Source organism: Paenibacillus sp. RRE4 (assembly GCF_031844205.1).
GTDB classification, from domain to species: domain Bacteria; phylum Bacillota; class Bacilli; order Paenibacillales; family Paenibacillaceae; genus Paenibacillus; species Paenibacillus xylanexedens_B.
The window spans coordinates 230,630-256,091 of the sequence record NZ_JAUZUT010000004.1 but is presented as its reverse complement, the minus strand read 5'-3'; the positions used below and the strand labels follow the sequence as shown (position 1 = coordinate 256,091).

19 protein-coding genes are annotated in these 25,462 nt (G+C 48.6%); 4 read left to right on the top strand and 15 right to left on the bottom strand.

The genetic code is table 11. The features are described 5' to 3' along the window. Positions 1–182 precede the first annotated feature (182 nt). On the top strand, positions 183–1,256 hold the full coding sequence (locus Q9R46_RS21185; RefSeq protein WP_311281661.1) for a copper amine oxidase N-terminal domain-containing protein: 1,074 nt from the start codon (positions 183–185) through the stop codon (positions 1,254–1,256). Between the two features lie 230 nt (positions 1,257–1,486). On the opposite strand, the gene Q9R46_RS21180 is transcribed toward Q9R46_RS21185, so the two are convergent. The 10 genes from Q9R46_RS21180 to Q9R46_RS21135 form a co-directional block, all read right to left on the bottom strand. Next, positions 1,487–1,885 (bottom strand): RidA family protein, encoded by a 399-nt coding sequence (locus Q9R46_RS21180; protein ID WP_311281660.1) that lies wholly within the window; start codon positions 1,883–1,885, stop codon positions 1,487–1,489. A gap of 156 nt (positions 1,886–2,041) precedes the next feature. Then, a complete protein-coding gene (locus tag Q9R46_RS21175; protein WP_311281693.1) occupies positions 2,042–3,013 on the bottom strand; it encodes a M15 family metallopeptidase in 972 nt (323 codons plus the stop codon). A gap of 303 nt (positions 3,014–3,316) precedes the next feature. Then, positions 3,317–4,129, bottom strand: a complete 813-nt coding sequence (locus Q9R46_RS21170; RefSeq protein ID WP_311281659.1) for a hypothetical protein — start codon at positions 4,127–4,129, stop codon at positions 3,317–3,319. 126 nt (positions 4,130–4,255) lie between these two features. After that, positions 4,256–7,438: a DEAD/DEAH box helicase gene (locus Q9R46_RS21165; RefSeq protein ID WP_311281658.1), complete on the bottom strand. Its 3,183-nt coding sequence runs from the start codon at positions 7,436–7,438 to the stop codon at positions 4,256–4,258. 200 nt (positions 7,439–7,638) lie between these two features. Next, positions 7,639–8,070 carry a chemotaxis protein CheW gene (locus tag Q9R46_RS21160; RefSeq protein ID WP_186331792.1) on the bottom strand — a complete coding sequence of 144 codons (432 nt, stop codon included), beginning with the start codon at positions 8,068–8,070 and terminating at the stop codon, positions 7,639–7,641. A gap of 453 nt (positions 8,071–8,523) precedes the next feature. Beyond that, positions 8,524–10,488 (bottom strand): alpha/beta fold hydrolase, encoded by a 1,965-nt coding sequence (locus Q9R46_RS21155; protein WP_311281657.1) that lies wholly within the window; start codon positions 10,486–10,488, stop codon positions 8,524–8,526. A gap of 145 nt (positions 10,489–10,633) precedes the next feature. After that, complete coding sequence (locus tag Q9R46_RS21150) at positions 10,634–11,290, bottom strand: TetR/AcrR family transcriptional regulator (RefSeq protein ID WP_311281656.1); 657 nt, start codon at positions 11,288–11,290, stop codon at positions 10,634–10,636. A 271-nt stretch (positions 11,291–11,561) separates the two neighbouring features. Next, positions 11,562–12,863 (bottom strand): ABC transporter substrate-binding protein, encoded by a 1,302-nt coding sequence (locus Q9R46_RS21145; protein ID WP_145414379.1) that lies wholly within the window; start codon positions 12,861–12,863, stop codon positions 11,562–11,564. Positions 12,864–13,383: 520 nt separating this feature from the next. Beyond that, on the bottom strand, positions 13,384–14,220 hold the full coding sequence (locus Q9R46_RS21140) for a carbohydrate ABC transporter permease (protein ID WP_090918608.1): 837 nt from the start codon (positions 14,218–14,220) through the stop codon (positions 13,384–13,386). Further along, positions 14,220–15,101 (bottom strand): carbohydrate ABC transporter permease, encoded by an 882-nt coding sequence (locus tag Q9R46_RS21135; RefSeq protein WP_145333920.1) that lies wholly within the window; start codon positions 15,099–15,101, stop codon positions 14,220–14,222. Before Q9R46_RS21135 ends, Q9R46_RS21140 begins: the two co-directional genes overlap by 1 nt. Before the next feature lie 143 nt (positions 15,102–15,244). Here Q9R46_RS21135 and Q9R46_RS21130 point away from each other — a divergent pair, with 143 nt between their 5' ends. Then, the gene (locus tag Q9R46_RS21130; RefSeq protein WP_311281655.1) at positions 15,245–17,083 is read left to right on the top strand and encodes a cache domain-containing sensor histidine kinase; all 1,839 of its coding nucleotides are present in this window, start codon (positions 15,245–15,247) and stop codon (positions 17,081–17,083) included. A gap of 5 nt (positions 17,084–17,088) precedes the next feature. Next, positions 17,089–18,717, top strand: coding sequence for a response regulator transcription factor (locus tag Q9R46_RS21125; protein ID WP_311281654.1), 1,629 nt, complete (start codon positions 17,089–17,091; stop codon positions 18,715–18,717). Positions 18,718–19,084: 367 nt separating this feature from the next. Here Q9R46_RS21125 and Q9R46_RS21120 read toward each other — a convergent pair whose 3' ends face one another. Then, positions 19,085–20,050: an arsenic resistance protein gene (locus Q9R46_RS21120; protein WP_311281653.1), complete on the bottom strand. Its 966-nt coding sequence runs from the start codon at positions 20,048–20,050 to the stop codon at positions 19,085–19,087. A 228-nt stretch (positions 20,051–20,278) separates the two neighbouring features. On the opposite strand from Q9R46_RS21120, the gene Q9R46_RS21115 reads away from it, so the two are divergent. Further along, on the top strand, positions 20,279–21,037 hold the full coding sequence (locus Q9R46_RS21115; protein WP_311281652.1) for a tryptophan-rich sensory protein: 759 nt from the start codon (positions 20,279–20,281) through the stop codon (positions 21,035–21,037). 258 nt (positions 21,038–21,295) lie between these two features. Here Q9R46_RS21115 and Q9R46_RS21110 read toward each other — a convergent pair whose 3' ends face one another. The 4 genes from Q9R46_RS21110 to Q9R46_RS21095 all read right to left on the bottom strand — a co-directional run bounded on the left by Q9R46_RS21110 (position 21,296) and on the right by Q9R46_RS21095 (position 25,336). Beyond that, complete coding sequence (locus tag Q9R46_RS21110; protein ID WP_090918620.1) at positions 21,296–21,670, bottom strand: RidA family protein; 375 nt, start codon at positions 21,668–21,670, stop codon at positions 21,296–21,298. Positions 21,671–21,800: 130 nt separating this feature from the next. Continuing rightward, positions 21,801–22,481 carry an oxidoreductase gene (locus Q9R46_RS21105; RefSeq protein WP_311281651.1) on the bottom strand — a complete coding sequence of 227 codons (681 nt, stop codon included), beginning with the start codon at positions 22,479–22,481 and terminating at the stop codon, positions 21,801–21,803. Between the two features lie 76 nt (positions 22,482–22,557). Then, positions 22,558–23,820: an MFS transporter gene (locus Q9R46_RS21100; protein WP_311281650.1), complete on the bottom strand. Its 1,263-nt coding sequence runs from the start codon at positions 23,818–23,820 to the stop codon at positions 22,558–22,560. Positions 23,821–23,926: 106 nt separating this feature from the next. Continuing rightward, a complete protein-coding gene (locus tag Q9R46_RS21095) occupies positions 23,927–25,336 on the bottom strand; it encodes an ATP-binding protein (RefSeq protein ID WP_311281649.1) in 1,410 nt (469 codons plus the stop codon). Positions 25,337–25,462: the final 126 nt, after the last annotated feature.

The window sequence follows — 25,462 nt, the reverse complement described above, 5'->3', positions numbered from 1 at the left end:
AATCCTACTGCGGGTAACCTGCTTCTTACGCAATAATCCGAATTGAAACGAATGAACCGCGTTTGCAGTGTTTATATCCTACTGCAACACTGAGACAGGTTATCCCGTCAGTAAAGATGAGATGCGGTGATCTGTATAAAAGTTTACCGCGACACAACGCAGATGAGAAGGGATGATTACGAATGAAAAACAATATGAAAAAAGTAAGCACAATCATGGCTATATCTATGGCACTGAGCGGCGGAGCTGCTTATGCCGCTTCACTAGATAACACGGTGCAGCCTATGCAGGAAACCGTCACTTCTGCCCCGAGTAGCACTAAGGGAGTTGTACATGTATCCGTCAATGGTGTAGCGGTTGCCAACGGATACTGGACTCAAGACGATAAGGCAGCCATGATCCCGCTTCGAGCGCTAACCGAAGCTCTGGGAATCGAATTGAAATGGCATAAGGAAGACAAGTCCGCAGAGCTGACTCGCGGGGCATTGTGGACTCAGGTTTTTGCGGATAAAGATCGTTACTCCGTCAACAAAATGCTGCTTACCCTCGGCACAGCTCCTGAAATCAAGGAGGGAACACTTTATGTGCCTGCTGTTTTCGCGGAGAAAGTCCTGCATGCCCAATTAAGCACCAATGGAAATCAGGTGGAGATTAGAAGCGAGGAGGATGTCAAGACGGTTACAGAACGTGGCGTGATCACACACATTGCTAATCAGGATAAATATCAATCCATTCAGATTGGCGGTGCGGGGCCGGATGGTATCGTGTTGAACCTGAGCAAGGATACCCAGCTCATTTCGGCGGACGGAAAAGAAATTCAACTGGCTGACCTGTCCATCGGTATGATGGTAGAAGCCGAACACTCCTTAATGATGACCAAAAGTCTGCCTCCACAAACACCAACATATAAAGTAACCGTACTGGATACAGCGGCTGAAACAGCAGCACAACCAAAAGAGACTTTTGGAACCGCAGGCACGATCGAGGATGTCATTGCCAAAGACGGCATCGTGTCCCAGATTGAGATTAAAGGTACACGTCTGGCTGAGACTGCACCAGATCATGTTGTTTTGAATATCAACAAAGAAACTTCGCTAGTGAACCAGAGGGGCGAAATTGTAAAAGCCGAGCAACTGATTGAAGGTGCCAAAGTGATGGGTTTCTATAGCCCGATGCTGACACGCAGCCTGCCTCCGATCGGCACAGCTTGGAAAGTTGTTGTTGAGATTCCGACAGTTCAGCCTAAGGCCGAGTAAGGGCGCTAGAATGTGTCGATAGGAAGTTAGAATTAGCCTGTAGGCAAGTAAGTAGAGTACATGTGGAATTACGCGTAAAGGCTAGAAAGCTAAAAACCTTTCCCTCCTGTCTTTTGACCGGGAGTGGAAAGGTTTTTTCACAAATGAGTAAGTATCAAAACTTCTTAGGTGAGTATTCTAAGGTAAGTATCTGTTAGTTGTTTTCTGTTTTCCGGATAGAGAAAATATGATCAAGCCTCATCTGATGATTCTATAATTGCTTCAGCCTCAATCTCCACCATTAGCAAAGGATCAATGAGCGCACTTACTTCGACCATCGTAGCTACAGGCTGGATCTGTCCGAAAAATTCGCCATGGGCTTTGCCAACCTCTTCCCACTTCGAAATATCCGTGACAAACATACGTGTTCTAACCACATCGGTCAAGTCCGCACCAAGCTCTTTCAGCGCTTCTTCAATCGTCTCCAATATAAATTTGGTCTGCACATACGGGTCACCCGCACCGACAACGACGCCATCCTGCATTGCTGTTGTCCCGGCAACTTCTACCCGGTTACCCACACGAATTGCACGGCAATACCCCACCAGTGGTTCCCAAGGGGAGCCCGTAAATACCTGTTGTCTGCTCATATTCCTAACCTCGCTTTATGTAATTTTGACAGTTGTATTAAAGATGAATTATATCAGTCTGTCCTCATCTGGATCAACGCAAAAATCCCCTGAACAAATCACCTTTACCTCAAGTAAGGTTGGGTGTTCAGGGGAAATGAATAACGAGACACGGAATTACAGTTTAATATTAGCCTCGTCAAAGTAATCTTCCAAAGTTAAACCACTCTTTACGACATCGGGTGCAATATCTGCACCAACATAACGAATGTGCCAAGGCTCGTACACGTAACCCGTCTTGCTCTCCTGACCTTTCGGATAACGAATGATAAAGCCATATTCGGCAGCATGTTCATCCAGCCATTTGCCTTCTTTGGACGAGCCGAACACCTCTTCCAGCACATTGCCCACACTTGGACTGGATACATCTATGGCAAGACCTGTCTGGTGTTCACTGCGGCCTGGAACGGCACTTACACGGGAAGCATACTCTTCCCCTTTGGTTTTCACATTATTGTTGTAGATAGATACCTGACGCTTGTAAGACCGGTATCCAGACACGGCACGAAGCTCAATCCCGTCTGCTTTGGCACCAGCAAACAGTTTCTCCAGCGCTTCCGCAGCTTCTTTGCGCATATGACGTTTCTCATGTGGCCCCTCGAAGGAGAACGGCACGTCAGGCTCAACCAGATCACTCGGCTCATAGCCTTCCGGCAGACTACGCTGTTTGTTGACAATGACCGTCATTGCTTCCGCATTCGTCACCACCGATTGGGAGTCAATCGTTGTCTGCAGAGCACTGATGCTGCGTTTCTCCATGAGCGGATCTTCTGCCGTTGCACCACCACTTCCATTCTCCGCAGAACCCTGCCCTTCTCCGGTAGAAGCACTGCCTGAGTCGTTATCTGTTCCTTCATCGCTACCTGAACTTGTTGAGTTATCACCTTCAGCATTGCCCTTGCCATCTGAGCCAGATTCATCGGTCAAATGCACGGTTGTGCCATCGGCTCCCTGCTCCGTGTTAGGTGTTCCGTTTGCGTTCTGATTTTCGTTCGCACCGGAACCGCACGCAGCCAGCAAGGCTCCACATATCATAAGTGAGGACAGCAGAACCACGATTCGGCGCTGTCTTCCTGTTCCTGATTTCATCATAAAACTCCTATCACCTTAGTAGAATGAATATCTTTTTAGGTTTTCTCAACGTTCCTATAATGTTCCCTGCGACAGTATACCTTAAATGCACGATAAGCTCCACCTGTAAAGAGTTCCTTCTCCCAGCCTCTATGCTGAGATATACCCGTTATACAGCTTGCACCCTTGATTTCTGTACATTTAATGCAACATCCCAAACTTATACAGCTTCAGCTGGAAACTGGGAAATAAAAGCTCAGCTTCACAAAAAAACAAGCAGGGGCGATCTGGTGATCTCCCCCGCTGTACATGTGTGATGCATCATTTGGTTGCCGGGCTGTCCTTGTGCTTCTGGACAGCCTGCCACATCCGCGCCGCCACGCGCTCGCGGATGAGATCCAGACCGGCTGCTGCAGGCACTCCCGGCAGCAGCGCGGTCAGCTCGGGCAGCGCCGGCGGTTTGCCCGGCTGCGCGAGCCGCACCTCCACGGCGCCGAAGCCCGGCCCCGGCTGGTGCATGGCGCCGTCCGCGGCAGCCTCGGCGATCCACTCGCCGACGGCTGCGCCGCCTTCGCCAGCCCGCGCCTGCGGGCGGCCCGCCGTTTCCGCTGCGCGGCCCGGGCCGCCGGGATCATGGGCAAGTTCCTCTGCCCATGATCCCAGCACGCCGGCGAGCAGCGCTTCGCGCGGCAGGCCGGCGTGCGCCAGCTGCAGCAGCGGCTCGGCCGCGAGGCGCGCAGCAACGGCGCGCTCCGCCGCCGCGGCATGCGCGCAGCCCGCGCGACCGCAGGTGCACGCCGCGGCAAGCGCTGCGCCGGGCGCGGCCTCGCCGGGCGTGCCCGCAGGCGCCGCCGCGGGCAGTAGCCCGGCGAGCTCCTCTGGCGCCGGGCCACCGCGCAGCAGGGCGTACAGCGCCAGCGGGCGCTTGCGCAGCTGCGCCAGCACGGCCTCGCGCTGCGCCTCGCTTAGCTGCGGCAGCGTGCCTGTGACCGTGAACACGCCGGATGCGGCTGTTCCGGTCAGATCTGCATCAGCGGACCCGGGCACCGTCTCTCCCGAATCCGCCGCTATATTCACCTCTGCTGTCCACACCCCGGGGGACATATGCAGCTCGACGTTCCATTTTTCGCTCATCATCATCCCCCTCTCTTCATTGATCATCCAAACGCGCTTACCAATATCAAGCCGATTTTACCTTCATCGCCGAGCATTCAAATGTAGCGTGAATCCCCCTCATCCAGCCCATACCTCAGCGTTAATCTACAGCCAAGTCTCTCCTTGAAGCGAGATCAGACTACGCAATTCATCGTCCGACATCTCGGTCAGCCAGTTTTCACCCGAACCTACGACCTGCTCGGAGAGAGCTTTCTTGCTCTCGATCAGCTCATCGATTCGTTCTTCCAATGTACCCTGGCAGATCAACTTGTGTACCTGAACGTTACGATTCTGCCCGATGCGGAATACCCGGTCTGTCGCCTGGTTCTCCACCGCCGGATTCCACCAGCGATCATAGTGAATGACATGGCTTGCCCGTGTCAGGTTCAGACCCACGCCGCCTGCACGAAGAGACAGGACAAACATGGATGGCCCTTCCCCTTTTTGGAATGTCTCCACCATTTCATCCCGCTGTGACTTGGAAACCCCACCATGCAGGAAGTAAGGCTCTTCCTCATAGCGCCGGTTCAGTCTGGAAACCAACAGATCCCCCATCGCAACATACTGCGTAAAGATCAAAGCCGATTCTCCGTTGTCCCGGATGGCATCCAGCAATTCCAGCAGTCGCTCCATTTTACCCGATGCCTCGGCCTTCCCATGCTCCTTCCGGCTGTTGTCCGCCAGAACAGGATGATCACAGATCTGCTTCAACTTGGTTAGAGAGGATAACACGATACCTTTACGCGCAATACCATTCCGTCCATCCAGACCACCCATGAGATCGTCCACGACCCGTTGATACAGAATCGCCTGCTCCGGTGTCAGTGAACAATAGGATTTCAGTTCCAGCTTTTCGGGCAAATCTTTGCGAATATCCGGATCACTCTTCAGCCTGCGTAACATAAACGGCGACACCAGTCGATGCAGTTCCCGGAGCGAAGCCGCGTTCTCTTCCGAAGGGGCCAGACCTGTATACCGCTGGCGGAACGAAGAAGATGTACCGAGATATCCCGGATTCAGGAATTGGAAAATAGACCAAAGCTCACTCAAACGGTTCTCCACCGGTGTTCCTGTCATGGCAATCCGATGAGAAGTGGACAACCGCATGACACTCTGAGCCTGCTTCGTCCGATAATTTTTAATATACTGTGCCTCATCCAGTACAACGGTTGACCAGTGCAACGAAGCCAAATCCGGGCCATCGCGGCCTGCCAGGTGATAGGTTGTGAGCACGATGTCATGCTTCTGCGCTTCCTCTTCGAAAGCATTTCCATGCAGCCTTTGTCCACCATGGTGAATGTACAGTGACAGGTCTGGCGCAAAACGCTTCAGCTCGCGTTGCCAGTTGCCCAGTAGCGAGGTTGGGCAGACAATAAGCGTAGGCCATTGAACCTTCGGCATATCTGTACTCTGATCAACACCGGACGCCTGTGCTTCATGTGCCTCTTTCAGTGCGGCCTGGCGTTCCTCCTCTTTGCGATCGAGCAGACACGTGATGACCTGAACCGTTTTTCCAAGTCCCATATCATCGGCAAGACACACCCCGAAGCCCAGTTCACCCATGGCAGATAACCACTGAAATCCACGTTCCTGATACGGTCTCAGTTCACCATGCAGCTCCGCTGGCACCGGGCGAGGTTCAATGTTACGAAGGACCTGCCCCTCCAGCAGGAAAGCGAGCATACCTTCGGATTCAGCACCAAAAACAGACATCCCTTTCCAAATGGAATCTTCCCCTTCATCTGCGGCAAGATGCAACCATTCGGAAAGCGGCATGTATTGTTCTTCTTCTTTTTTCATATATCGAAGCACTTGGCGAATCTCTTTGGTATCCACTTCAATCCATTCCCCGCGAAACATAACATAGGGAACGGTGGATTCAGCCAGTGCGGCAAGTTCCTCCGCCGTAATCGGCTTGCCATCCAGCATCGGCTCTGCTGTAAAGGAAACGAGTTGTTCCATGCCGAGTGTAGAACCAGCTCCAGGTTGACGCTCCGGTGCTCCGTTCACCATCTGCAAGCGCAGACCTGCACGTCGTTTCCCCGCGCGACTCCATCTCGACGGCATTAGAACCGTTACCCCTGCCTTCTGCAACTTGGGAACCGCATGGGTAAGAAATTCAAAAAAGCTCTGTTGTTGTAGCTGTATCCCCTCGGGACGAGCATGTAGCAAAGCAGTTTCCAGTTCGGGTGCCAGCTCAGACGCCTCACCAATGGCCATCAGTAACTGTTCTGCCACAGAGGCGTAGCAGACTTTTCCCCGATCCAGATCACGCTCAGGATGTGCCCAAATGCTTCGTGCAGGTAACCTGAGACCTGCCTCCTGATCGCTATCCACCCAGAAACTGATACCCCAGGTGGTCTCCTGCTCCCCCAGCGGCGGCTCCAAACGCAGGACCAGTCTGAACTTCCCTTCCGAAGGCGGCATTTCTTCGACACCAAATGCAGGCATCGTTGTACCTCCAGCTTCATGGATCGCGTCCACGAAATCCGCCAGATCCTCTGTCGGTCCTTGCACGGTGACTGGGCGAAATATAGAGATTAGACTGTTCCACCATAGCTCAGACACGGGTGAAGAGCCGCGCCTGAACGATGTCCGGTAACGTGAAAGCTCACTATCCATGCTCTCCAGTTCATTCGTTACCACCGCATGAATGATGCCGCTCATAAATGAAAACAATACCGTGCCTGCCGCTTCCTCACGTGTCTCCGGCTCCATGGAGGCATAGGCTCCCGGCGCTGACAGCGCAATGGGAGGCATCGATTCCGCAAGGCTTTTGAAACGCTCCCGATCTTCTTCAAGTTGCAAACGTGGCCGCCATACCCCTGAAAGGGTCTCCTGACCCGTGCGCCGTCTTGCACCTGTTTTAGCTGCAAATGCCGCAGCCGGAGCAATCGCTCCTCGCAGCAACAATTCCTGTGTGAACTGTGCTGCCTTAACCCAGTAACGCATCTCTTCTCCAGCTTGAATCCCAGCTGCATGTAACATCTGGTCATCCCACTGTAATAACAGTCGGAAAGCATCCTTCGGCGAAACCGCCAATCCTTCCAGCGTGCGTCCAAGCAACTGCCTCCGCTTTACGTTTTTGGTTTCTGCCGCATTTCGAAGCGGATTCGGCCAGCGCAGTTCCGCAAGACGTAGCGCGGCAGGCTGAAACAGACGACCCCCGTCGCCAAATTGCAGCCTTCTTACCACGTGACTCCATGCATCTACGCGCGGTTCCGATGTTTCACCGGAAAAACAAAAAAATACGTCTCCAAGCCATACTCCATACAGCGATTGCATCATTACAGTCTCCCGTCATCCCTTCGCATTGTTACTCTCCATCATATACGAAAATGGACGGATTTAAAAACCTTTACGTATAAAAAGTACTGATCATGCTCTTTTCTCTATAAAAAAATGCCCCTTCTCCAGAATTCGGATGAGGAACATTTTGTTTAAACATTTAATGATGCGGGTCATCAGACGGTACCCAGTGGATCTGATCAAGATCTGACCAGACTTCCGAGCAGTACATCGAGGTTCAAAATACCCGCACGGTGATCCGCACAGAATCCGATTTTATCAAAAACACCAAGCATAAAGCGGCGGTGTTCTTCTGCCGGCTCTTCGAAACGATCATATGTCACAACCGAATCTACCATGTCTACAATCAGAGGCACAAACCCGTTCTTGTAAGGGACTACGATAATTCGTGTAGATGAGGTATCTTCCTTCTCCGGCATGCCGAGCAACACACGCAGACTCACGACAGAAACTACCTTTCCGTACAATGAAGCGAATCCTCTGATCTCAGGACTTCCGAAAGGAACCGTTGTAACCTCTACCATTCTAATAATTTCATGAACCTGATCAATGCGAAGTGCAAAAATTTGATCTCCCACCGAGAAATTAATATATTGCATTACTTCATCCATAATGTCCCCATACCCTCTCATTCCGTAAAATCAGATCATCAACACGCTTTTGGCTGTCGAACTTTAGACGATGAGTCGTTACATGTTGTATCGGTAATTTTGGCGTAATTGTTTAGGCTTTCAAGAAGAAGAATCGCAGTTACATCTCTTTCCCAGTTTTCTTTGAAAAATAAGCGATATTAACCCTCATTTCTGTGGATAACTCACTAAAAATTCCTTAAACTTTACTTATCGTGAATAAAAATATAAAGTTATACCCCATTTGTGGATAAGTTGTGCACATGTTGCTCACAATCTGTGGATATAGACCTTCATTTATGTGGATATTTATAATTTTGATGTGGACATGTTGTGTATTTGTTTGCAAATCTAACGTAAACTTTGTCGTTTTTCGCCTGCTTATCCTCTAATGTGGACATATTGTGGAAAGCCTTTCAATAACATTACTGGATTTCAAACGTTCTGCCTTTTGTTATTCACACCGCTTTCACCAGCCCAACCAAGAAGGATTTCCGCTGTCTGTTCAACCTGAAAGGCCGGGAAATAGTGACCATAAGGGAGTTCCACTTTTGTATACCCCGCATGTAAACTAGCAGGAAAATGATATTCTTGATCCTTCTCAGCCCAAATAACCAGTCGATCTGCGTCAACCTCTGTCTGCCGAGGGCCTCCGAATTCATCCCAAAAGCTTATCATCTGTTTATGTCCCAAGTGAATCCACCGCAACAAATCTACATGAGCACCCGCTATGCGAGGTGAACGGAGATAGACTCGTACTCTCTCAGCCAGCCTCGTAACCCTGATCTGATCCACCACTTCTTCACCGCCCGCACTAAACATCCGCGCCCAACTACTCCGGGACTTACTCCGCAGTAATGTCCTCACAAGACGCCTAGGCAAATGGAGCACCTGTTTTAAACGTCCATTATTCCCCTCATTCACATTATCCGCAACAGGCTGGAGTAGCGCCAAACGGATATCGGTACGCCCGCTTCGCTTCAACGCTGCCGCTGCTATAGCTGCACCTACAGAGTGACCAACGAGTTTGAAGGGACCCTGCACTTCAGATAAGGCTTCCATAAGGGCGTTAACCTGACCTGTAAATGCATCTTTTTCTTGGTGAACAGGTGAGCGACCAAATCCTGCGAGATCAACCATCCAGACGGGATTACGTGTAAGTCTGTGTAACTGTGATCCTAGTGGAAGCAAGTCATCCGCACATTGGAGCAGACCATGCACGACCACCCACGGCTCCCCCTCACCTTCCCAGCCTAAACATGCCAGATTTCCCAAACGTGCACGAATATAATCGGTTGGAACATGTTCAGCTTCCGGCTTGGACAGAAGCCGGTAGTCCAGATCAGCAACAATGAACGGGAGCTGCTCCCGAATATCCGGCCAGCTTCTCCCCATTCGTTGCATCAGCGCCTCGGTCTCATCAACCGGAAATGTCCTGTCTGTAATAAAAGCTAGTGACTGTGAAGGTATACCGCTGATGCGACTTCCCCCAAGGCTCATAAGGCGTTGAATCCAGGATAGCGGCAATGCTCCTGCCGGTCTGGGCATATCCAGCTGCTTTGTAATCAGATGCAGCAATTCCTTCATGTCCGGACTCTCTTCCTTACGGGCAAGCATTGGATATGTCCCTCCGAACGGTGCCTCATCCCGGATAAGAAAGACAATCGTTTCTGCCACCAAATCATTCTCCACGAGCGGCAACCAGTACGACGATCCACCAGGTACAACCGGCATAAAACCTTTCTGAACGGCTCCAATAAGTAACCCGATCCCGCCAGTCTGCTCGGTTTCACCTGTTGGGCGTGGCCCGACCACCGTACTGGGATTTACCACAGACAAAGGGTAGCCATGTTGTTTTGCATGAAGCCTTATATAAGCATCGGCCTTGAATTTCATCTCTTCATATGCACTTTCTTGACTACCCGCATGATTGTTTTCAACCTGTTCCTGTTCCTCTTGCCCGTTCCCATGCCCATAAGGGCTCATATAACCAACCACATGAATGAAATGACGCAACCCTCCGTTACGTTTCATATCCTGAGCCAGCTGAGCTATCTCTCTTGCTCCATGCATAAAGATTTTTTCTGCTGTCTCTCGTCCCAGCGTAACGTCCATCGTTCCCCCTGCATGAAGAATGACATTCGCTTTCCTGATGCGTTCACGATCCGCTTGAACAAGCCCCAGACCTGTCAAAGATAAATCACCTTCGATAAACGTAATCCGTTCAAAGCTCCCCACACCGTAACTCTCCAATACCGATCTGGCGCGACGTTCGGAGCGAACTAACAGCAGCATATGTATGTCTGTTTTCTCCACAAGTTGCTTCACTGTTTCCTTTCCAATAAAACCGGTACTTCCCGTCATAAACAGAACGGTTTGCTCTAACCTTGCTTCGTTCATCGATATGCCTCCATAACATTTTTTTATTTTTGTTCTTTATTTATTTTTAGTTCTAGTCCGTCATGAATTTATCTTGATCTCGTTTATTGTCAAAACACAAATTAGTACTAATTAGTACTAATCAATCTCAAAAAAAGAGCTTCGTTTAACGAAGCATCTGACAAAACGTTCGTGCGGACTGCTCGATAATACCCAGATCACGAGAAGTCCCGGCCAACATGAGCGAACCTTCAAGTGCTGCAACAAATAGGGAAGCTGCTGCCCCCGGCTCGATGCCTTTGCGGAATTCGCCTTGTTCTGCCCCTTGCTGGAACAGCTTCTCCACCATAGGTACAAGTTCTCGGAAAAAGATCGAGATGCTTTCCTTCGCCAGGGAAGCACTTTCCGGTGCCTGCATATAAAGAGTAACAAACGGGCATGTGCCTTCAAAGTTTCTATGTTCTATACCTGCCGAGAGCCGTTCCAGGAACGCATACACCCGTTCCTCCACACTTCGTTCACGTTGGCTGAGCAGCAGATAAAGCTCTGATTCATACTGTGCAATCCAGAACTGTACAACCGCCTGAAGCAGTTCCTCCTTGTTTTTAAAATGATAATAGATGTTGGATTTGGATACGCCGCTAACACGTACCACCTCATCCATGCTGACGTAAGCATAACCTTGCCGGAGGAATAGTTGCGCAGCAACCTCCACCGCTTTGGTGCGGTTAACCGGACTAGAACTTTTGGAACTTGGACTTCTTGGTTTGGATGGTTTAGACGACTTAAGCGTCCCTTGATGTGATGCATTGTTATTATTCATAAATAGAACTATACAGTACTAATTTAACAAAAGCAAGAATGTTCGTTGATAAAAGCAGACCCGAAGATCACTTTCCGAAAAGTTGTCCACATTTAGATCCTATACACACAGGATATCCACATCTAGTATTAAGCCGATGTAAAAGTTGTACTTTAACATCTATAAACGAGAAAAGTTATCCACATTTAGAAGGTGAATCCTGTACTATAACAGGTAATGCAAAGAAGCCAGTTGCACAAGCTGCAACTGACTTCACGTAAGCATACTTTACTTATTTTTTAAGACTATCCCAGTTCTGCTGCAATGCATCAAGCAATGCTTTTTTATCCGATTTACCTGCAACATATGCTTGGATAGTACTACCGAACTCTTGTGGAACGCCCTCAGGGAAACGGTTGAAGTTCCAGCTTAATGTTTTGTTTTCCTGACTATATTTCATAATATCTGTTGCGAGGTCACCGAGCTCTTCCTCCGATGCCTGAATGGAACTGAAGGCCGGAATGAACTTGAACTCTTTAGTTAAATAGTTTTTACCAATGTCGGAGGTAACGAGCCATTCCAGAAATTCTTTTGCCTCCGCCTTCACTTGAGAGTTTTTATTCACAACCCAATAGTTAGGCACGCCTACAAACAGCTTATCATTCGGTTCATTCGTAATCGGCATAGGCAGAATACCCAGATTCAGGTCCGGATTAATCCCGTCAATCTGTACTTGCGTCCAATTCCCTTGTTGCATCATCGCCGCTTCGCCACTAGCAAAAAGAGTTACCTGTGTGTTGTAGTCTGTGGTGAGCGGATTTTTGTTGCTGTATTTGAGCGTCAGATCAAGCAGGTTGATCCACTCCTCGAAGACGGGGTTACCCGGAATTTTCTCCGTGCCCTCGTTCAGACCTTGAATGAATTTTACCGGATCGGCCTGATTCGCAAATGCTACATTGACGTTATGATTGCCGAGCACCCACCACTCCTGATAACCGTTCGAGAAAGGTGTAATGCCTGCGTCCTGAAGTTTCTTTGCCGCTTGATCCAGTTGTTCCAATGTTGTTGGGATTTCAGTGATGCCTGCCTTGGTAAACAGATCTTTGTTATATATAAAACCGTACCCCTCCAGCGCGAGTGGCTGTCCATAAAGCTTGCCATCCTTAGTCATCGGCTCTTTGGCCACTTCCAGTACGTCCTTAGCCCACGGTTCACTAGATAGGTCTTCGAGATATTCGAGCCAGGTATCGAGTTCACGGTATCCACCTACGTTAAAAATATCCGGTTGCTCACCTGCGGCAAACTTCGCTTTTAATGCGGCCCCGTAATCACTGCCACCGCCGACCGTCTGAATGTCCAGCTTAACGCCTGGGTGGGAAGACTCATACTCCGCTTTAAGACGGTTAAGCGCTTCGGCAATTTCAACTTTGTATTGGAAAATTTTAATCGTTTTGGCGCCGGCCGCCGCATCACCACCACCCGTTTGAGCATCTGTATTCACAGGACTACCGCTTTTGTCCCCGTTTCCACAACCTGCAAGCATGACTGAAAAAGCAATGAGCATCAGCAATGTTAACTTTGTCATTCTTTTCATAGATACACTCTCCCTGTAAGTAGTTTACTTTTTCCCCTGCACCTCTTGCTTACCCTCTTACTCTTTACTCCATCTGTTTAAAATGACCCAGTCCTTGCTTTTAATTCTTTTACTTACTATATAGATGAACTAACGCAATTCTCACAAATGTGATTGCGTAGTTGATCACAGATTAATGGTCAAGCAAGCTCTTGTCTCTATGCCTTCGATACCGGTGGGGCCACTTATAATGCTTGGCCTTTTGAGTCCTTTTTTAATCTCGTCTTTACTCTGTCTTTCCCTGCTCTGCTCTGGCGCATCTGCCCAAGCCCTGCGGGCAGATGCGCCTTTTGCCTACCTCCGTGCGAGGCAGGAGCGGAGGCATCATGATGCGCTGGAGGAGCGGAGCGTTCGCCTTTGAACCTCGGGGGCTTCCTTAGCCATCATACATTCAGGCCCCCGAGGAGCAACAGCGACCGAAAGCGCACATGATGACGGAGCGGCTTCCCCCGCACTCTCCCCGGAGCGGCCAGCCCTCGCACTACCCCTTAACGGACCCGGCAGTAATCCCCTGAATGATATACTTCTGCATCAGCAGGAAGAAAATAATGATCGGCATGATCCCAAGTACCAGAGCAGGTAGCGCAAGATCCCACTGTTTCGTATATTGGCCAAACAGCGCAAAGGTTGCGATCGGAATGGTGCGTAGATTGGAGCTTTGCAGGATCAGGGAAGGCAATAGATAGTCATTCCAGATCCAGAGCGTATTCAGAATGATGACGGTTACATACATCGGTTTCATCAGCGGGAATACGATGCGGAAGAATACCCCATAGGCCGAACTGCCGTCCACACGGGCCGCTTCCTCGATCTCTAGTGGCACCGATTTAACGAATCCGTGAAACAGAAAGATGGACATCGGCGCTCCAAACCCGAGATAACAGATAATGAGTCCGCCAAGACTGTCGATCAGTCCCAAATTGCTGGTTACCGTAACCAGCGGGATCATGATAGACTGGAACGGAATCACCATTGCCGCAATAAACAGGCCGAATAAGATCCGGTTGAACCGTGTATTGCTGCGAACCATGCGGTACGCGGCCATGGAACTGATCAGCACGAGCAACAGATTGCTGACGATCGTTACGATCAGCGAGTTCATGAGTGCCGATGGAAAACTAATCTTCTCCCAAGCGTTCGCGTAGTTGCCCCACTGGAATACTTCCGGCCAGGCAGCGGAATTGGTAAGCAGGTCACCGAATGTTTTGACCGAGTTTACAAAAAGGAAGTAAAACGGAATCAGGAACAACAACCCGATCAACACCATCACAATTTCAGTAATTACGGTACCGAAGCGATAATTTTTCGTTGTCTCCATCAGGCTTCAACCTCCTTGCTCTTCGTCAAACGAACCTGAACCATGGTGATGATGGCAACGATCACGAAGAATATAAACGCTTTGGCGGTTCCAATACCGTACCGGTTGTTCACGAAGGCCTCATTGTAGATATTGAGTGCGACCGACTCGGTTGAGCCAAACGGGCCGCCTTTTGTAAGTGACAAGTTGAGATCGAACATTTTGAACGACCAGGAGATCGCCAGGAACAGACAGATGGTTACACCAGGCATAATGAGTGGTAAAATAATGCTCCGGAGCACCTGACCACGGCTGGCTCCATCAATCTCGGCAGCTTCCAGCAAATCAGGTGAGACATTCGTTAAGGATGAGATGTAGATGACCATCAGGTAACCTGCGGTCTGCCATACAAACACGATGACAATTCCCCAGAAGGCCGTCGGCTCATCTCCCAGCCACGGGAGGTTAAAGAAGGACCAGCCCGTCACGTCGCCTACTGCTGAAAACCCTTTCACAAATATGAATTGCCAGATAAACCCGAGCAACAATCCACCGATGACGTTAGGCATAAAAAAGATCGTACGCAGCATATTTCTCGTCTTGAGCGGTTTGGTCAGGAAGTAGGCCAGGAAAAAACCGATGACATTGGTGAGGATCACCCCTACAACGGTGAAGCGTACCGTGAACCAGAATGCATTCTGGAACTTGGGATCGTTTGCAAAAATATGCACGAAGTTATCAAGCCCAACCCAGTTAATGCTGGCAGACACTCCGTTCCAATCCGTAAAGGAATACATCATGCCAAGCAGGAAAGGGACCACGATGATGAGAATAAAAAATACAACGGAGGGACCCACGAACACAAGCTGCTGTAACAGCTGTGAAGATTTGCGATGCTTCATATCGTTCTCCCCTTCTATAGATGGATGATATTGGTCTCTTTTTCTATTAAACTCCAAAATCGTGAAGGGAAACACCGACACTCGTGAACAGTTGGGTGTAAAATATTGTCCTCTCTTGACGAGTCACCAGAAGGGGTGTACTGATGTCCAAATACTACAGTATCCGTACCAAGCTCATTGCCTTTATGCTAATTGCAACGACGATTCCGCTACTGGCATCGATCAGCATGACCTTTATTCAGACCAAAACAGCCCTGCGAGAACAGGCACTGGAAGAGAATAAACGTCTCATTTATCAGGCTTCAACCAATCTCAACAATTACGTGGATAACGTAGCACGGGCATCGCTCGCCATATACAATGATCCCACTTTCCTGCGGAATCTGGCTAAATTGCCGGGGGATTATCGGGCTGTTGCCGAGGTGTATACAACATTGCAAACGATCAGAGCCGCTGTACCGGATGTATTCCAGCTCTATCTGCATTCTTTTGTATCCAACCAATCCACCTTGATTACGAGCCCTTTCCCGAAGCGGGAGGAACGCAAGCAAGCCTATTCCGATTCGCTACATGGTAAAACGGGGGACGGAGGATCGGATATCTGGATAGAATCTGCACATATGAGTCACACCTACGGTTTCAAGGCAGCTTCTCCTGACGATTCGCCAAGAACCGTGATTACCTTGCACCGGATCATTCGGGATATCCCATCCCCTGAGCGGCTGGGCGTTCTAGCGATTGACCTCAACATGAACAGTATTGTTGCGATCTGTAGCAGACTGTATGATCCTGCCAGAGAGCAGATCTACGTGATTGATGGGCAGAACCGGATTGTTTATCAAGGACGTACCGAGGTGCAAGCGGCCAATGAGGCTGGTCATCTGCAGCAAGTGGCAGGAAGCACGATTGAAGATGGACGAAACCTCGCCGGTTCGGCAAGGAATGCCGCTGGACATTTTGAACAAGATCAGTCCATGTATATATATCAGCAACTTGGAAGCAACTACGCGGACTGGACCATAGTGAAGCAAATTCCGAATGAAACATTATATGCAAGAGCCACCGAGTTAACCTGGAACAATGCGATGATTGCTATTGCAGCGTTGATCCTTGTGATCGTGGCAACTTTATTCATTTCCATACGTATTACAGGTCCGCTCAAGCAGCTCATGCGATACATGAATCAGATTCAGGCAGGACGCCTGCATGTGGATATCCGTCTGTCGAGCAGGGACGAATTCGGGGTACTCGCGAGGCATTTTCGGGATATGATGGATACTGTGAATAATTTGATCTTGCGAGAGTACCAGCTTGAACTTGCGAACAAGACGAATCAGCTCAAAGCATTGCAAGCACAGATCAACCCGCATTTTCTATATAACACGTTACAATCCATTGGAACTCTGGCGCTACAACAGCAAGGAAAACGAGCGTATACCTTACTTTCTTCCCTGTCCAAAATGCTGCGATACAGCATGCGGGATCAGACCTGCGTAACCCTCCGCGAGGAAGCAGAGCATGCTCGGCTGTATCTGGAGCTACAGCAGGAACGTTTCGGTGAACGTCTGGAGGTACACATGGATTTTGCAGAAGATACATTATCTATTCAGATGCCTCGCATGACATTGCAGCCATTGATTGAGAATTATTTCAAACACGGAGCCGATGTACAGCCAGGAAGAGGATATATCTCCATCACGAGTCGCCGGGTTGACGAGCACTGGATAAAGATTGAATTGATCAACAACGGTCCAGTTATTCCTGAGGATAAACTGATTAAAATACGCGAATGGCTACAACCCCAAGAGACAGAATCTACAATGTCCTCCCAGGATTCTGCCATGTCCGAATCCATCGGCCTTCGCAATGTGGTACGCAGACTCGCACTTAACGCTCATCCCGGCATGCCTGCCAGGATCGAAATTGATAATTTGGAAGCAGGCGGTGTATTACTTCAAGTCAAACTATACGCGGGAGAGTGAACAACATGAAAGCACTGCTTGTTGATGATGAACAGCATGTCCGCCATGCGATCCAGCTCCTTGGTCATTGGGATGACCTGGGGATTGACATATTGCTCGAAGCAGCAGACGGAAATGAAGCGATCGAGGCAATTAGAGCGCATCAACCTGAGATCATACTGAGCGATATGCGCATGCCCGGCAAGGATGGAATGGCATTGCTTGAATGGATTTCCGCTCACACCCCTCATAGTAAAGTGATTGTTATTAGTGGATATGACGATTTTGAACTGGTAAGGCACGCAATAAGGCATGGCGGTATGGACTACCTGCTAAAACCGGTCGAAGCAGACGAACTGAATGCCTCCTTGATGAAGGCAGTGAAATCTTGGGAAGAGGAGCATGCCTTACGCACAGAGTCCACCAAACAATCCATCGTGGTGAATCGCATGCGCCCTCATTATCAGGATCGCCTGCTCACCGAGCTGGCCATTGGCAGAGGTAACACTTCCGCACATATTCAGCGATTACAGGAAGAATTGAATCTACCATGTCTCATTCCGATGTGCTGTGTCGCCGTGACCAGTCTGTCTCATCTGGATGCGGATTGTTTGGCTAAATATCGCAGTCAGCCTGATCTGCTCGTATTCTCCGTGCTTAACATCTGCGCGGAGATGATGCGGACACCAGCGGAAGGGGTCACATTTCGTCAGCTCAACCAGCCGGATGAGATTGTACTGTTTCACTGGGGGCCACCGTCCTCACTGACACACATCTTGGACAGCATTAACGATGGATTGGAGCAGACGATTCAGCGCAGGCTTCATTTTGGGATTTCGACTTGTGAAAACTACCCTGCCGGCATTTCGGGAGCCTACCTGGACGCCAGCTCCAAATTGTGGAGACGTAATACCATGGGTACGCAGCAGCGTATCCACTCCACCCTTGAATCTCCGAGCAGGAATAAGGGCCAACGTTTGACTGCTTTTGAAGAGCCTATGCGTATAGCGGCCTTGAGCTGTCATGCTGCCAGTGTATCCGATACCGTCACAGAGTGGCTTGAGCCGTTTACCAAGCTGGAGGTGATTAGTGCAGAGCAGCTGCAACAATGGATGCAAGAGCTGGAATGGATGCTCAGCCGTTGGCTGGATGATGCCGAAGGTCAATTCTCCCTTGAGGAAGAAAGTGCCGAGGATCAGTTTCCTCCTTTTGCCGAATTGCCTTTAGACCCTGAAGGTCTGCTTTCATTCCCGCTTCTTCGTTCTCTGCTGGAGCAACGATTGCTTGCCGCCGGAAAAGCACTCACAGCTCAGCATCACGCCGATCCTGATCCCATGCGTGAAATCGCTCGTTACATGGAAGCTCATTATCAGGAGGACTTGTCATTGCAACAGATTGCCGCACGCTTTTATCTGAGTAGGGAGTACATTTCTCGTAAATTTAAACAGCAGTTTGGGTTGAACTGGTCAGAATATCTCGGCAAGCTGCGGATCAACAATGCCAAGCTCCTGCTACAAAATCCCTCCCTGCGAGTGGCCAAAGTCTCGGAAATGGTCGGTTTTCAGGATGAAAAATATTTCAGCAAAGTGTTTAAAAAAATAGAGGGCATCACTCCCGCAGAATATCGCAAAACCATACCACGAACCGGTAGTTAACACCCCTGTTTCGATTTAAAAAAAGGACTTCTCGACATCATCTGTCGGAAGTCCTCTTTATACCTTACGTTCACAACAACGCAAGTTTATCGTCAGGATGGCTTACTCGCCATCTTTTTTCTAAAGTAATATAACATTCGAAAAACTGCTCCTATTACAAAAACGGTCATCAACACATAAGGGAAGTTATCTCCTGTTTTTTGAGCCATGATAGGGAAATAGATAGTACTGAACAGCAATATGGCAATATCCAGATAGAACATTACTTTCCAATACGATTTGATCGTTATACCCCCCTTTTATTTACCAAATATGGTTCTATTAAAATGATTATATCATATCAATCCATATTGGACGGGAGAAATGGTTAGGGATCTCTCATAATCACACCAGGCACAAGCCGGATATAGATCAACTCTCCTGCAAGCTCCACTATCGTCTGTGTGACGATAACTGCCGCAGCAATGGTTGCCCACTCTGGCGAGAGGGATAATGCCAAAGGTAGAACAACCAGTGAATTACGGGTTGCCGCACTAAAAATCAGTGCCCGACCAGCACCTGTATCGAGTCGGAAAAGCTTTGCAATAAACCTGGATATGAAGGGCATAATGATGAGGAATGCAACATAGATCGGAATGACACTCACAATACTGTCCAGATCATTGTAGACCTTGCCAATCTGGGAAGCTACCACAACGACCAGGGCGATTGCCATCATCGGAACCGGGAGCCATGCCGTCGCATGAAGAAAGCGCTGCGGCCTTACACCTTTTTTGCACAATACTTGTGTCATTACCGCGAGCAACAGCGGGACAGCAATCAGTAACAAGAAAGCCTCGACAAACGGTCCTGCCTTCATTACTGCGGCTACATCACTGCCCATGAACATCCACAGATACACGGGAAGTAATAGCATTTGAACTACAAACAGTAGCGGAGTTGCTGCCAGCATCAGCTTCTCGTTCCCCCGTCCCAGCTGTGTAAACACGATGACATAATCGATACAAGGGGTTAACAAGACTAGATAGACTCCCATCAACACACCAGGCGATTGCGGAAAAACAAGCGTAAGTAGCCACACTACAACAGGAATAGCGATAAAATTCCCGATGAGTAACGCAGCCATAAAACGTAGATTGGACCAGGAGGCCCGAAGCTCTGTAAACGGAATCTGCAAGAACATGCTATAGAGCAGCACAGCAAGTATTGGAGACACCGCAATATGCAGTACACTGCTCCATGCCGGAGCGGCTAGCCCAATCCATGCGCCTGCTAATAGAGCCATCACGTAGAACCAGGTCTGTTGCCTCTCCATTGTTTCTCTTGTTAACATCGCTCTCCCCCTATTGCCTGAACACACTCCTATGGACATATTCTCGCCTGAAGTTGCGTACATTGGGACAGAGTATACTCCGTTCCAATAAGATAACCAAGCGAGGTCTCCAGAAGGTGAACGTTCTCTGATTTTGAGCACGGGTTATTAGAATACGTCTTTAGTGGGTATATTTATTGTAGACTGACCCACGGTTCATTACATTTGTTAAACCAAGGAGGAAACGTCATGTCCCGTAACAATCCGTATAAGTGGTTAAACGCCCTCGGTTTTATTGCTGTTATTATTGTAAATTATCTCTCCAATGCGCTACCTATTGGTGGCAAGACCAACAAGGAAGTTTCGGATATGTACCCTGTACTGCTGACACCTTCGGGTTATGCCTTTGCGATATGGGGTCTGATCTACCTGCTTCTCGCAGGTTTTATCATCTACCAGTTTACTCCTGCCTCCTGGAAAAATAATTCGATTACCCGCCTCGGATACTGGTTTCTTGCCAGCTGCGCCTTTAATGTCGCCTGGATTTTCGCTTTTCAAAATCTCAAGACCGGACTCTCGCTGCTGATCATCGTATTGTTGCTGCTTACTCTGATTATGCTGTACGTCAAAACACGTGCGATCACTATGCCAACCACGGCTGAAATCTGGCTAGTCAAACTGCCATTCAGCATCTATCTCGGATGGGTTAGCGTAGCAACCATCGTTAACACAGCCGTGTATTTGTACAAAATCGGATGGGATGGATTCGGCATCAGTGAAACAGCATGGACGATCATTATGCTGATCGTTGGTATGGTTCTGGCCGTGCTTGTCAGCTTCCGTTACCGTGACAGTGTGTACCCTCTCGTATTCACTTGGGCATACATTGCTATCGCCCTTAAACAAAAGGATATCATTTCTGTCTACTATACGGGGATTATCATTGCCATCGTTCTGGCGATCTACGCCGTGTGGCTGTTCCTTGCGCGCGATCAAGACCGTGATTGAGTGCCCTTTTCTATCAGTTGAACTAAAGACTTTACACACCCACTTCGATGACAGAATAACCTGGAGAGTAGCGGTTATCCCCAGGTTTTTTCTGTCCTCTCCGTTATCGTGTAAATACATTGTTCAACTGAAATAGTAAAATATAAACCTTAAGCAAAAAAGCCAATTTCGGTCGAACGACCTTAATCGGCTTTTTGCAGTAATTGTATACAACACAGGATTCGATCGCTCATCCTATGGCAAGGCTGAAATATGGTCCTATTTCAGCGCGATCACTTCAATCTCCACCAGTGCATCCTTCGGCAAACGCGCAACTTCCACAGCACTGCGTGCAGGATAAGGCTGCGTAAAGAAGCTGCTATATACTTCGTTGACAGGAACGAAGTCATTCATATCCTTCAGGAATACGGTTGTTTTCACCACTTTATCCATGCTTGTGCCTGCTGCTTCGAGAATTGCTTTAACATTACTGAGAGACAGGCGAGTCTGTTCCTGCACATCCGCACCAAATTCACCGGTTTGCGGATTAAGACCAAGCTGACCAGATGTATAGATAAAATCCCCTGCATCTACTGCCTGACTGTATGGACCAATGGCGCCTGGCGCCTGCTCGGTCGAGATTGCTTTTTTCATTCGACAGGTACTCCTTTGTGTTCGCTACCCTGCCACGACATGGAGACAAGGCATGCTTTTATTTTAAAGCCTATTATACCATGCACATGTTCTGACAAGAAACGCTTATCCTCCTGCGCCCTTGCAAGTCTTACGTGTCCTGCACCCCAAGCGCATGAATCACTTCATTGGGATAAACATGAATGCCCTTCGTCTGTACCATGGCTACATTTCTCATCGCGTGAGCGATCGTAGATGCATGAATCGCCCGATATTTATCCAAACGGCCTTTCATCCAGCGATCCAAAAAAGTCATAACATGTGCAGCGAATTGTTCACCCGCACGTTTCTCACCGCGATCCCCCAGAATAAGAGATGGACGAAAAATGTGTAAGGCACGGAACCCGATACTCGAAAGTGCATTCTCCATCTCACCTTTGGTCCGACTATAAAACACACGCGAGTTCGCTTTCGCTCCCATGGAGGAAATCACGAGCATCTGCTCCACACCATGTCGCTTTGCCAGCGTCGCTGCGCGAACCGGATAGTGATAATCCACTTCACGGAATTGATCTTGGCTACCTGCTTTTTTAATCGTTGTGCCCAGACAACAATACAGATCGTCGATCCCTTCAAACAAGTGTCCCTGACCTTCAAGTTGTTCGAAGTCTACAACGTATTGCTTCAGTCCGGGATGTTCCAGATCAAGTCCGCGTCTGACCAGAATGCGAACCTCGCTGTATGCGGGGTGCCCGAGCAGACTGCGAACCAAATGCCCTCCCACCAGTCCAGTAGCCCCGATCACCATCGCTTTGCGTTCAGGATGATGCATCTCTCCAACCACCCCAATCTATTCATATATAGCTGAGTATTATATCAATGAACATCGTAAGCAGCTTTTTTTGTTTTTATTTTAAAAGAATCCGACGTCCCAAAGTAAACGTAAGCAGCAACATCACTGCACCAACCATCACTTGGAATCCGTAGGTGGATATCCAGACCATCGCTTCCGAGAGAGTCTCCATCTTCTCGTAAAGCCAGCCACCAATCAGCGGGCCAATAAACGATGTTATGCCAGTCAGAGCTGAATAAACGGCTATAAACATCGGTCTTTCACTTTTCGGTGTATCGCCAATCGTAAAATTAAACGCGAGCTGATTGAAGCCGCCAATACCAATCCCAAGAAAAATATGGGACAGGAACAACGCAACCAGTACCGGAGCAAAGGACATCAATCCCCACGACAGGCAAGACAATGCGATGACAGGTAGTGTCCAGAACAACAACGTTTTGTTACTGTATCTGGCATTCAGGTTGCCCCAAATATAGAATCCTCCCATCATCACCAGTGTTTGCACGACGGTGATCAGTGAGACCATCTGATAGCTGACTTTCAACAGATCCAGCATAACGTAAGAATAAAGAGGAACAATTAATGTCTGGATCAATAGCCATGTCGCCAGAAAAATAGTCGCCTTCAGAAAAACCCGATCCTGAAACGGTTTGATAAACATCCGTGAGAACGACTTTTCGGTAGAACGTTCAAAGGGCAAATCCGGATAAAACAAATAAATGACCGTATTGGCAATCGCACAGATCCATACGGGAATGAATAGAATCAGAAAACCGGTCTCTCCCGGATAACGATCCAGCAAAATGCCGCCGCCAAATAAACAAACGCTTCCAAGCGCATTCAGAATCGTATTTCGTATCCCGAAATAACGTCCCCGTACCTTGGCAGGTACGATATCCCCAATCAGGGATGTCCAGATCATACCGCCGATGGTATTACATATGAATGCAATCGTATATAAACCAATAAAAATACTGACCCACCATTCTTTAGGGAAAATGAACGGAATTAATCCCGTTGCACTCCACAAAATACGGTGCCCTCCGACGAACAGCAAAAGCGCGCGCTTACGGCTCCGAATACGTTGCATCCAGTATGCTGCGCCGATCTGCGCGATGTTTACAAACGTGGTAATCGCGAGCACAAAGCCGATATGCCTCGACCCGGCCCCAAGATAAAGCAAAAACCCGGTTAGAAATGGACCACCCAGCAACGTTTGCAAAATAATTGCCGGTACGCCCTCCCATGTTGCAATTGATAAATTCGTGCGTTGTGTCGAACCCTTGCGCCGTGGCTTGCCTAACGAAGAGGGGTTCATCTTGACCATCTTCTGTATGGGGATACACTCCTTAGACCGGGTAAAGCTTTGCCGGCCGATGCTAGTTGTCACCCCAAATTCTACTCACGGCACAGAGGTTGTCAACTCATTTTTTCACGGTGAGTGGAAGCCGTAGACGAAAGATACTTCCCTTGTTCTCAGCACTTTCGAGTTCAATTGATCCACCCAGTAACCTTGCCAGATCCCTGCTGATCGAGAGGCCAAGTCCGGTACCCCCAAATTTACGGCTAATCGAACCATCAGCCTGCTGAAATGCTTCAAATATAGAATGATGCTTGTCCTCCGGAATGCCGATCCCGGTATCCTGAACCGAAAAAACAAGCCACTGACTTACCATATCCGCCTGTTTAGTCTGTTTGGTACTCACGGTCAGAGTGACCTTCCCTTTCGGCGTAAACTTGATGGCATTGGACATTAAATTCCGCAAAATCTGCTGCACGCGTTGCGGATCAGACCAGAGTGTATCCGGCAGTCCCTTTTGCTTCTCCAGTACCAGCTCAATTCCTTTTTTGTCAGCAACGAGCCCAAAATGATTCATGGCATCTTCGATCAACTGACTCAGACTGATGTCCTCCAACACAATATCCAGCCGTCCCGCTTCAACTTTGGACAAATCGAGAATGTCGTTGATTAGCCTGAGGAGTTCTTGTCCGGATTGATCAATCATGCCTGCAAAACGCACAATCTCATCCTGATCCATGGTATCGGCATTCTCACTGATCATCTGAGCGAAGTTAATCACGCTGTTGAGCGGTGTACGCAACTCATGAGACATATTCGCCAGAAACTCCGACTTGTACTGTGAAGCAATTGTCAATTGTCTGGCTCGTTCCTCCAGAACAATCTGTGCTTTTTGTAGCTCTTCCTTCTGCACGGATAACAGCCGATTCGTGCTCTGGATCAAGAGAATACGATTTTGTTCATTCTGAAAGTCACGTAAGATGAATGCAAATATTAGACTGAGTACGATCCCACTAGGAAGCGTATAAGGCATGATGTGCGAAAAGAAATAGGCGGTCGGGATGACACCCACAAAGGCAATACTCACACTGTTGACAACATTGACGATCAATGTAACGATGATGCCTTTGACGATCAGCCTGTGGTTGCTACGTCGCATCCAGATGTTCAAGCCTGCACACAACAATCCAAGAATACACATATTAATAACAGCAGCAATAGTCGCATCTGTAATGCCAAAGGTCAGCCTCGACAAACCAATTCCTACACCTATAATCATGACACTGTAGGGTTGCCTGTACGTCAGAACAGCAATAATTAAGGGTACATAACGAAGATCAAAAATAACCTCATCATTCAGCTGAAATCCAAACACGGTACTGATCCAGCCAGCAAAAATAAGCACAAGCACGGAACAGATCTGTTTTACCTGGGAAGAGGCACGTATTACGATATATTTATAGAAAACACTTGCAAGATAAGCGATCGTAATAAGCATCCCCATATTGAGTACGAACATTTTCGAAAATTGCATGCATTCACTCCTGTTGTTCGACGTTATAACCCAAGTGCTTATTTCGTTCGTATTTTTACATCATATCACGCTAGACCCATCTCGGCATGGGAACCTCATCAAAAAGAAACAAAAAAATACACAAAA

Excerpts from the sequence above, each read along its gene's own strand:
- Q9R46_RS21185 (WP_311281661.1), top strand. The coding sequence starts at position 183 with ATGAAAAACAATATGAAAAAAGTAAGCACAATCATGGCTATATCTATG.
- Q9R46_RS21180 (WP_311281660.1), bottom strand. The coding sequence starts at position 1,885 with ATGAGCAGACAACAGGTATTTACGGGCTCCCCTTGGGAACCACTGGTG.
- Q9R46_RS21175 (WP_311281693.1), bottom strand. The coding sequence starts at position 3,013 with ATGAAATCAGGAACAGGAAGACAGCGCCGAATCGTGGTTCTGCTGTCC.
- Q9R46_RS21170 (WP_311281659.1), bottom strand. The coding sequence starts at position 4,129 with ATGAGCGAAAAATGGAACGTCGAGCTGCATATGTCCCCCGGGGTGTGG.
- Q9R46_RS21165 (WP_311281658.1), bottom strand. The coding sequence starts at position 7,438 with ATGATGCAATCGCTGTATGGAGTATGGCTTGGAGACGTATTTTTTTGT.
- Q9R46_RS21160 (WP_186331792.1), bottom strand. The coding sequence starts at position 8,070 with ATGGATGAAGTAATGCAATATATTAATTTCTCGGTGGGAGATCAAATT.
- Q9R46_RS21155 (WP_311281657.1), bottom strand. The coding sequence starts at position 10,488 with ATGAACGAAGCAAGGTTAGAGCAAACCGTTCTGTTTATGACGGGAAGT.
- Q9R46_RS21150 (WP_311281656.1), bottom strand. The coding sequence starts at position 11,290 with ATGAATAATAACAATGCATCACATCAAGGGACGCTTAAGTCGTCTAAA.
- Q9R46_RS21145 (WP_145414379.1), bottom strand. The coding sequence starts at position 12,863 with ATGAAAAGAATGACAAAGTTAACATTGCTGATGCTCATTGCTTTTTCA.
- Q9R46_RS21140 (WP_090918608.1), bottom strand. The coding sequence starts at position 14,220 with ATGGAGACAACGAAAAATTATCGCTTCGGTACCGTAATTACTGAAATT.
- Q9R46_RS21135 (WP_145333920.1), bottom strand. The coding sequence starts at position 15,101 with ATGAAGCATCGCAAATCTTCACAGCTGTTACAGCAGCTTGTGTTCGTG.
- Q9R46_RS21130 (WP_311281655.1), top strand. The coding sequence starts at position 15,245 with ATGTCCAAATACTACAGTATCCGTACCAAGCTCATTGCCTTTATGCTA.
- Q9R46_RS21125 (WP_311281654.1), top strand. The coding sequence starts at position 17,089 with ATGAAAGCACTGCTTGTTGATGATGAACAGCATGTCCGCCATGCGATC.
- Q9R46_RS21120 (WP_311281653.1), bottom strand. The coding sequence starts at position 20,050 with ATGTTAACAAGAGAAACAATGGAGAGGCAACAGACCTGGTTCTACGTG.
- Q9R46_RS21115 (WP_311281652.1), top strand. The coding sequence starts at position 20,279 with ATGTCCCGTAACAATCCGTATAAGTGGTTAAACGCCCTCGGTTTTATT.
- Q9R46_RS21110 (WP_090918620.1), bottom strand. The coding sequence starts at position 21,670 with ATGAAAAAAGCAATCTCGACCGAGCAGGCGCCAGGCGCCATTGGTCCA.
- Q9R46_RS21105 (WP_311281651.1), bottom strand. The coding sequence starts at position 22,481 with ATGCATCATCCTGAACGCAAAGCGATGGTGATCGGGGCTACTGGACTG.
- Q9R46_RS21100 (WP_311281650.1), bottom strand. The coding sequence starts at position 23,820 with ATGAACCCCTCTTCGTTAGGCAAGCCACGGCGCAAGGGTTCGACACAA.
- Q9R46_RS21095 (WP_311281649.1), bottom strand. The coding sequence starts at position 25,336 with ATGCAATTTTCGAAAATGTTCGTACTCAATATGGGGATGCTTATTACG.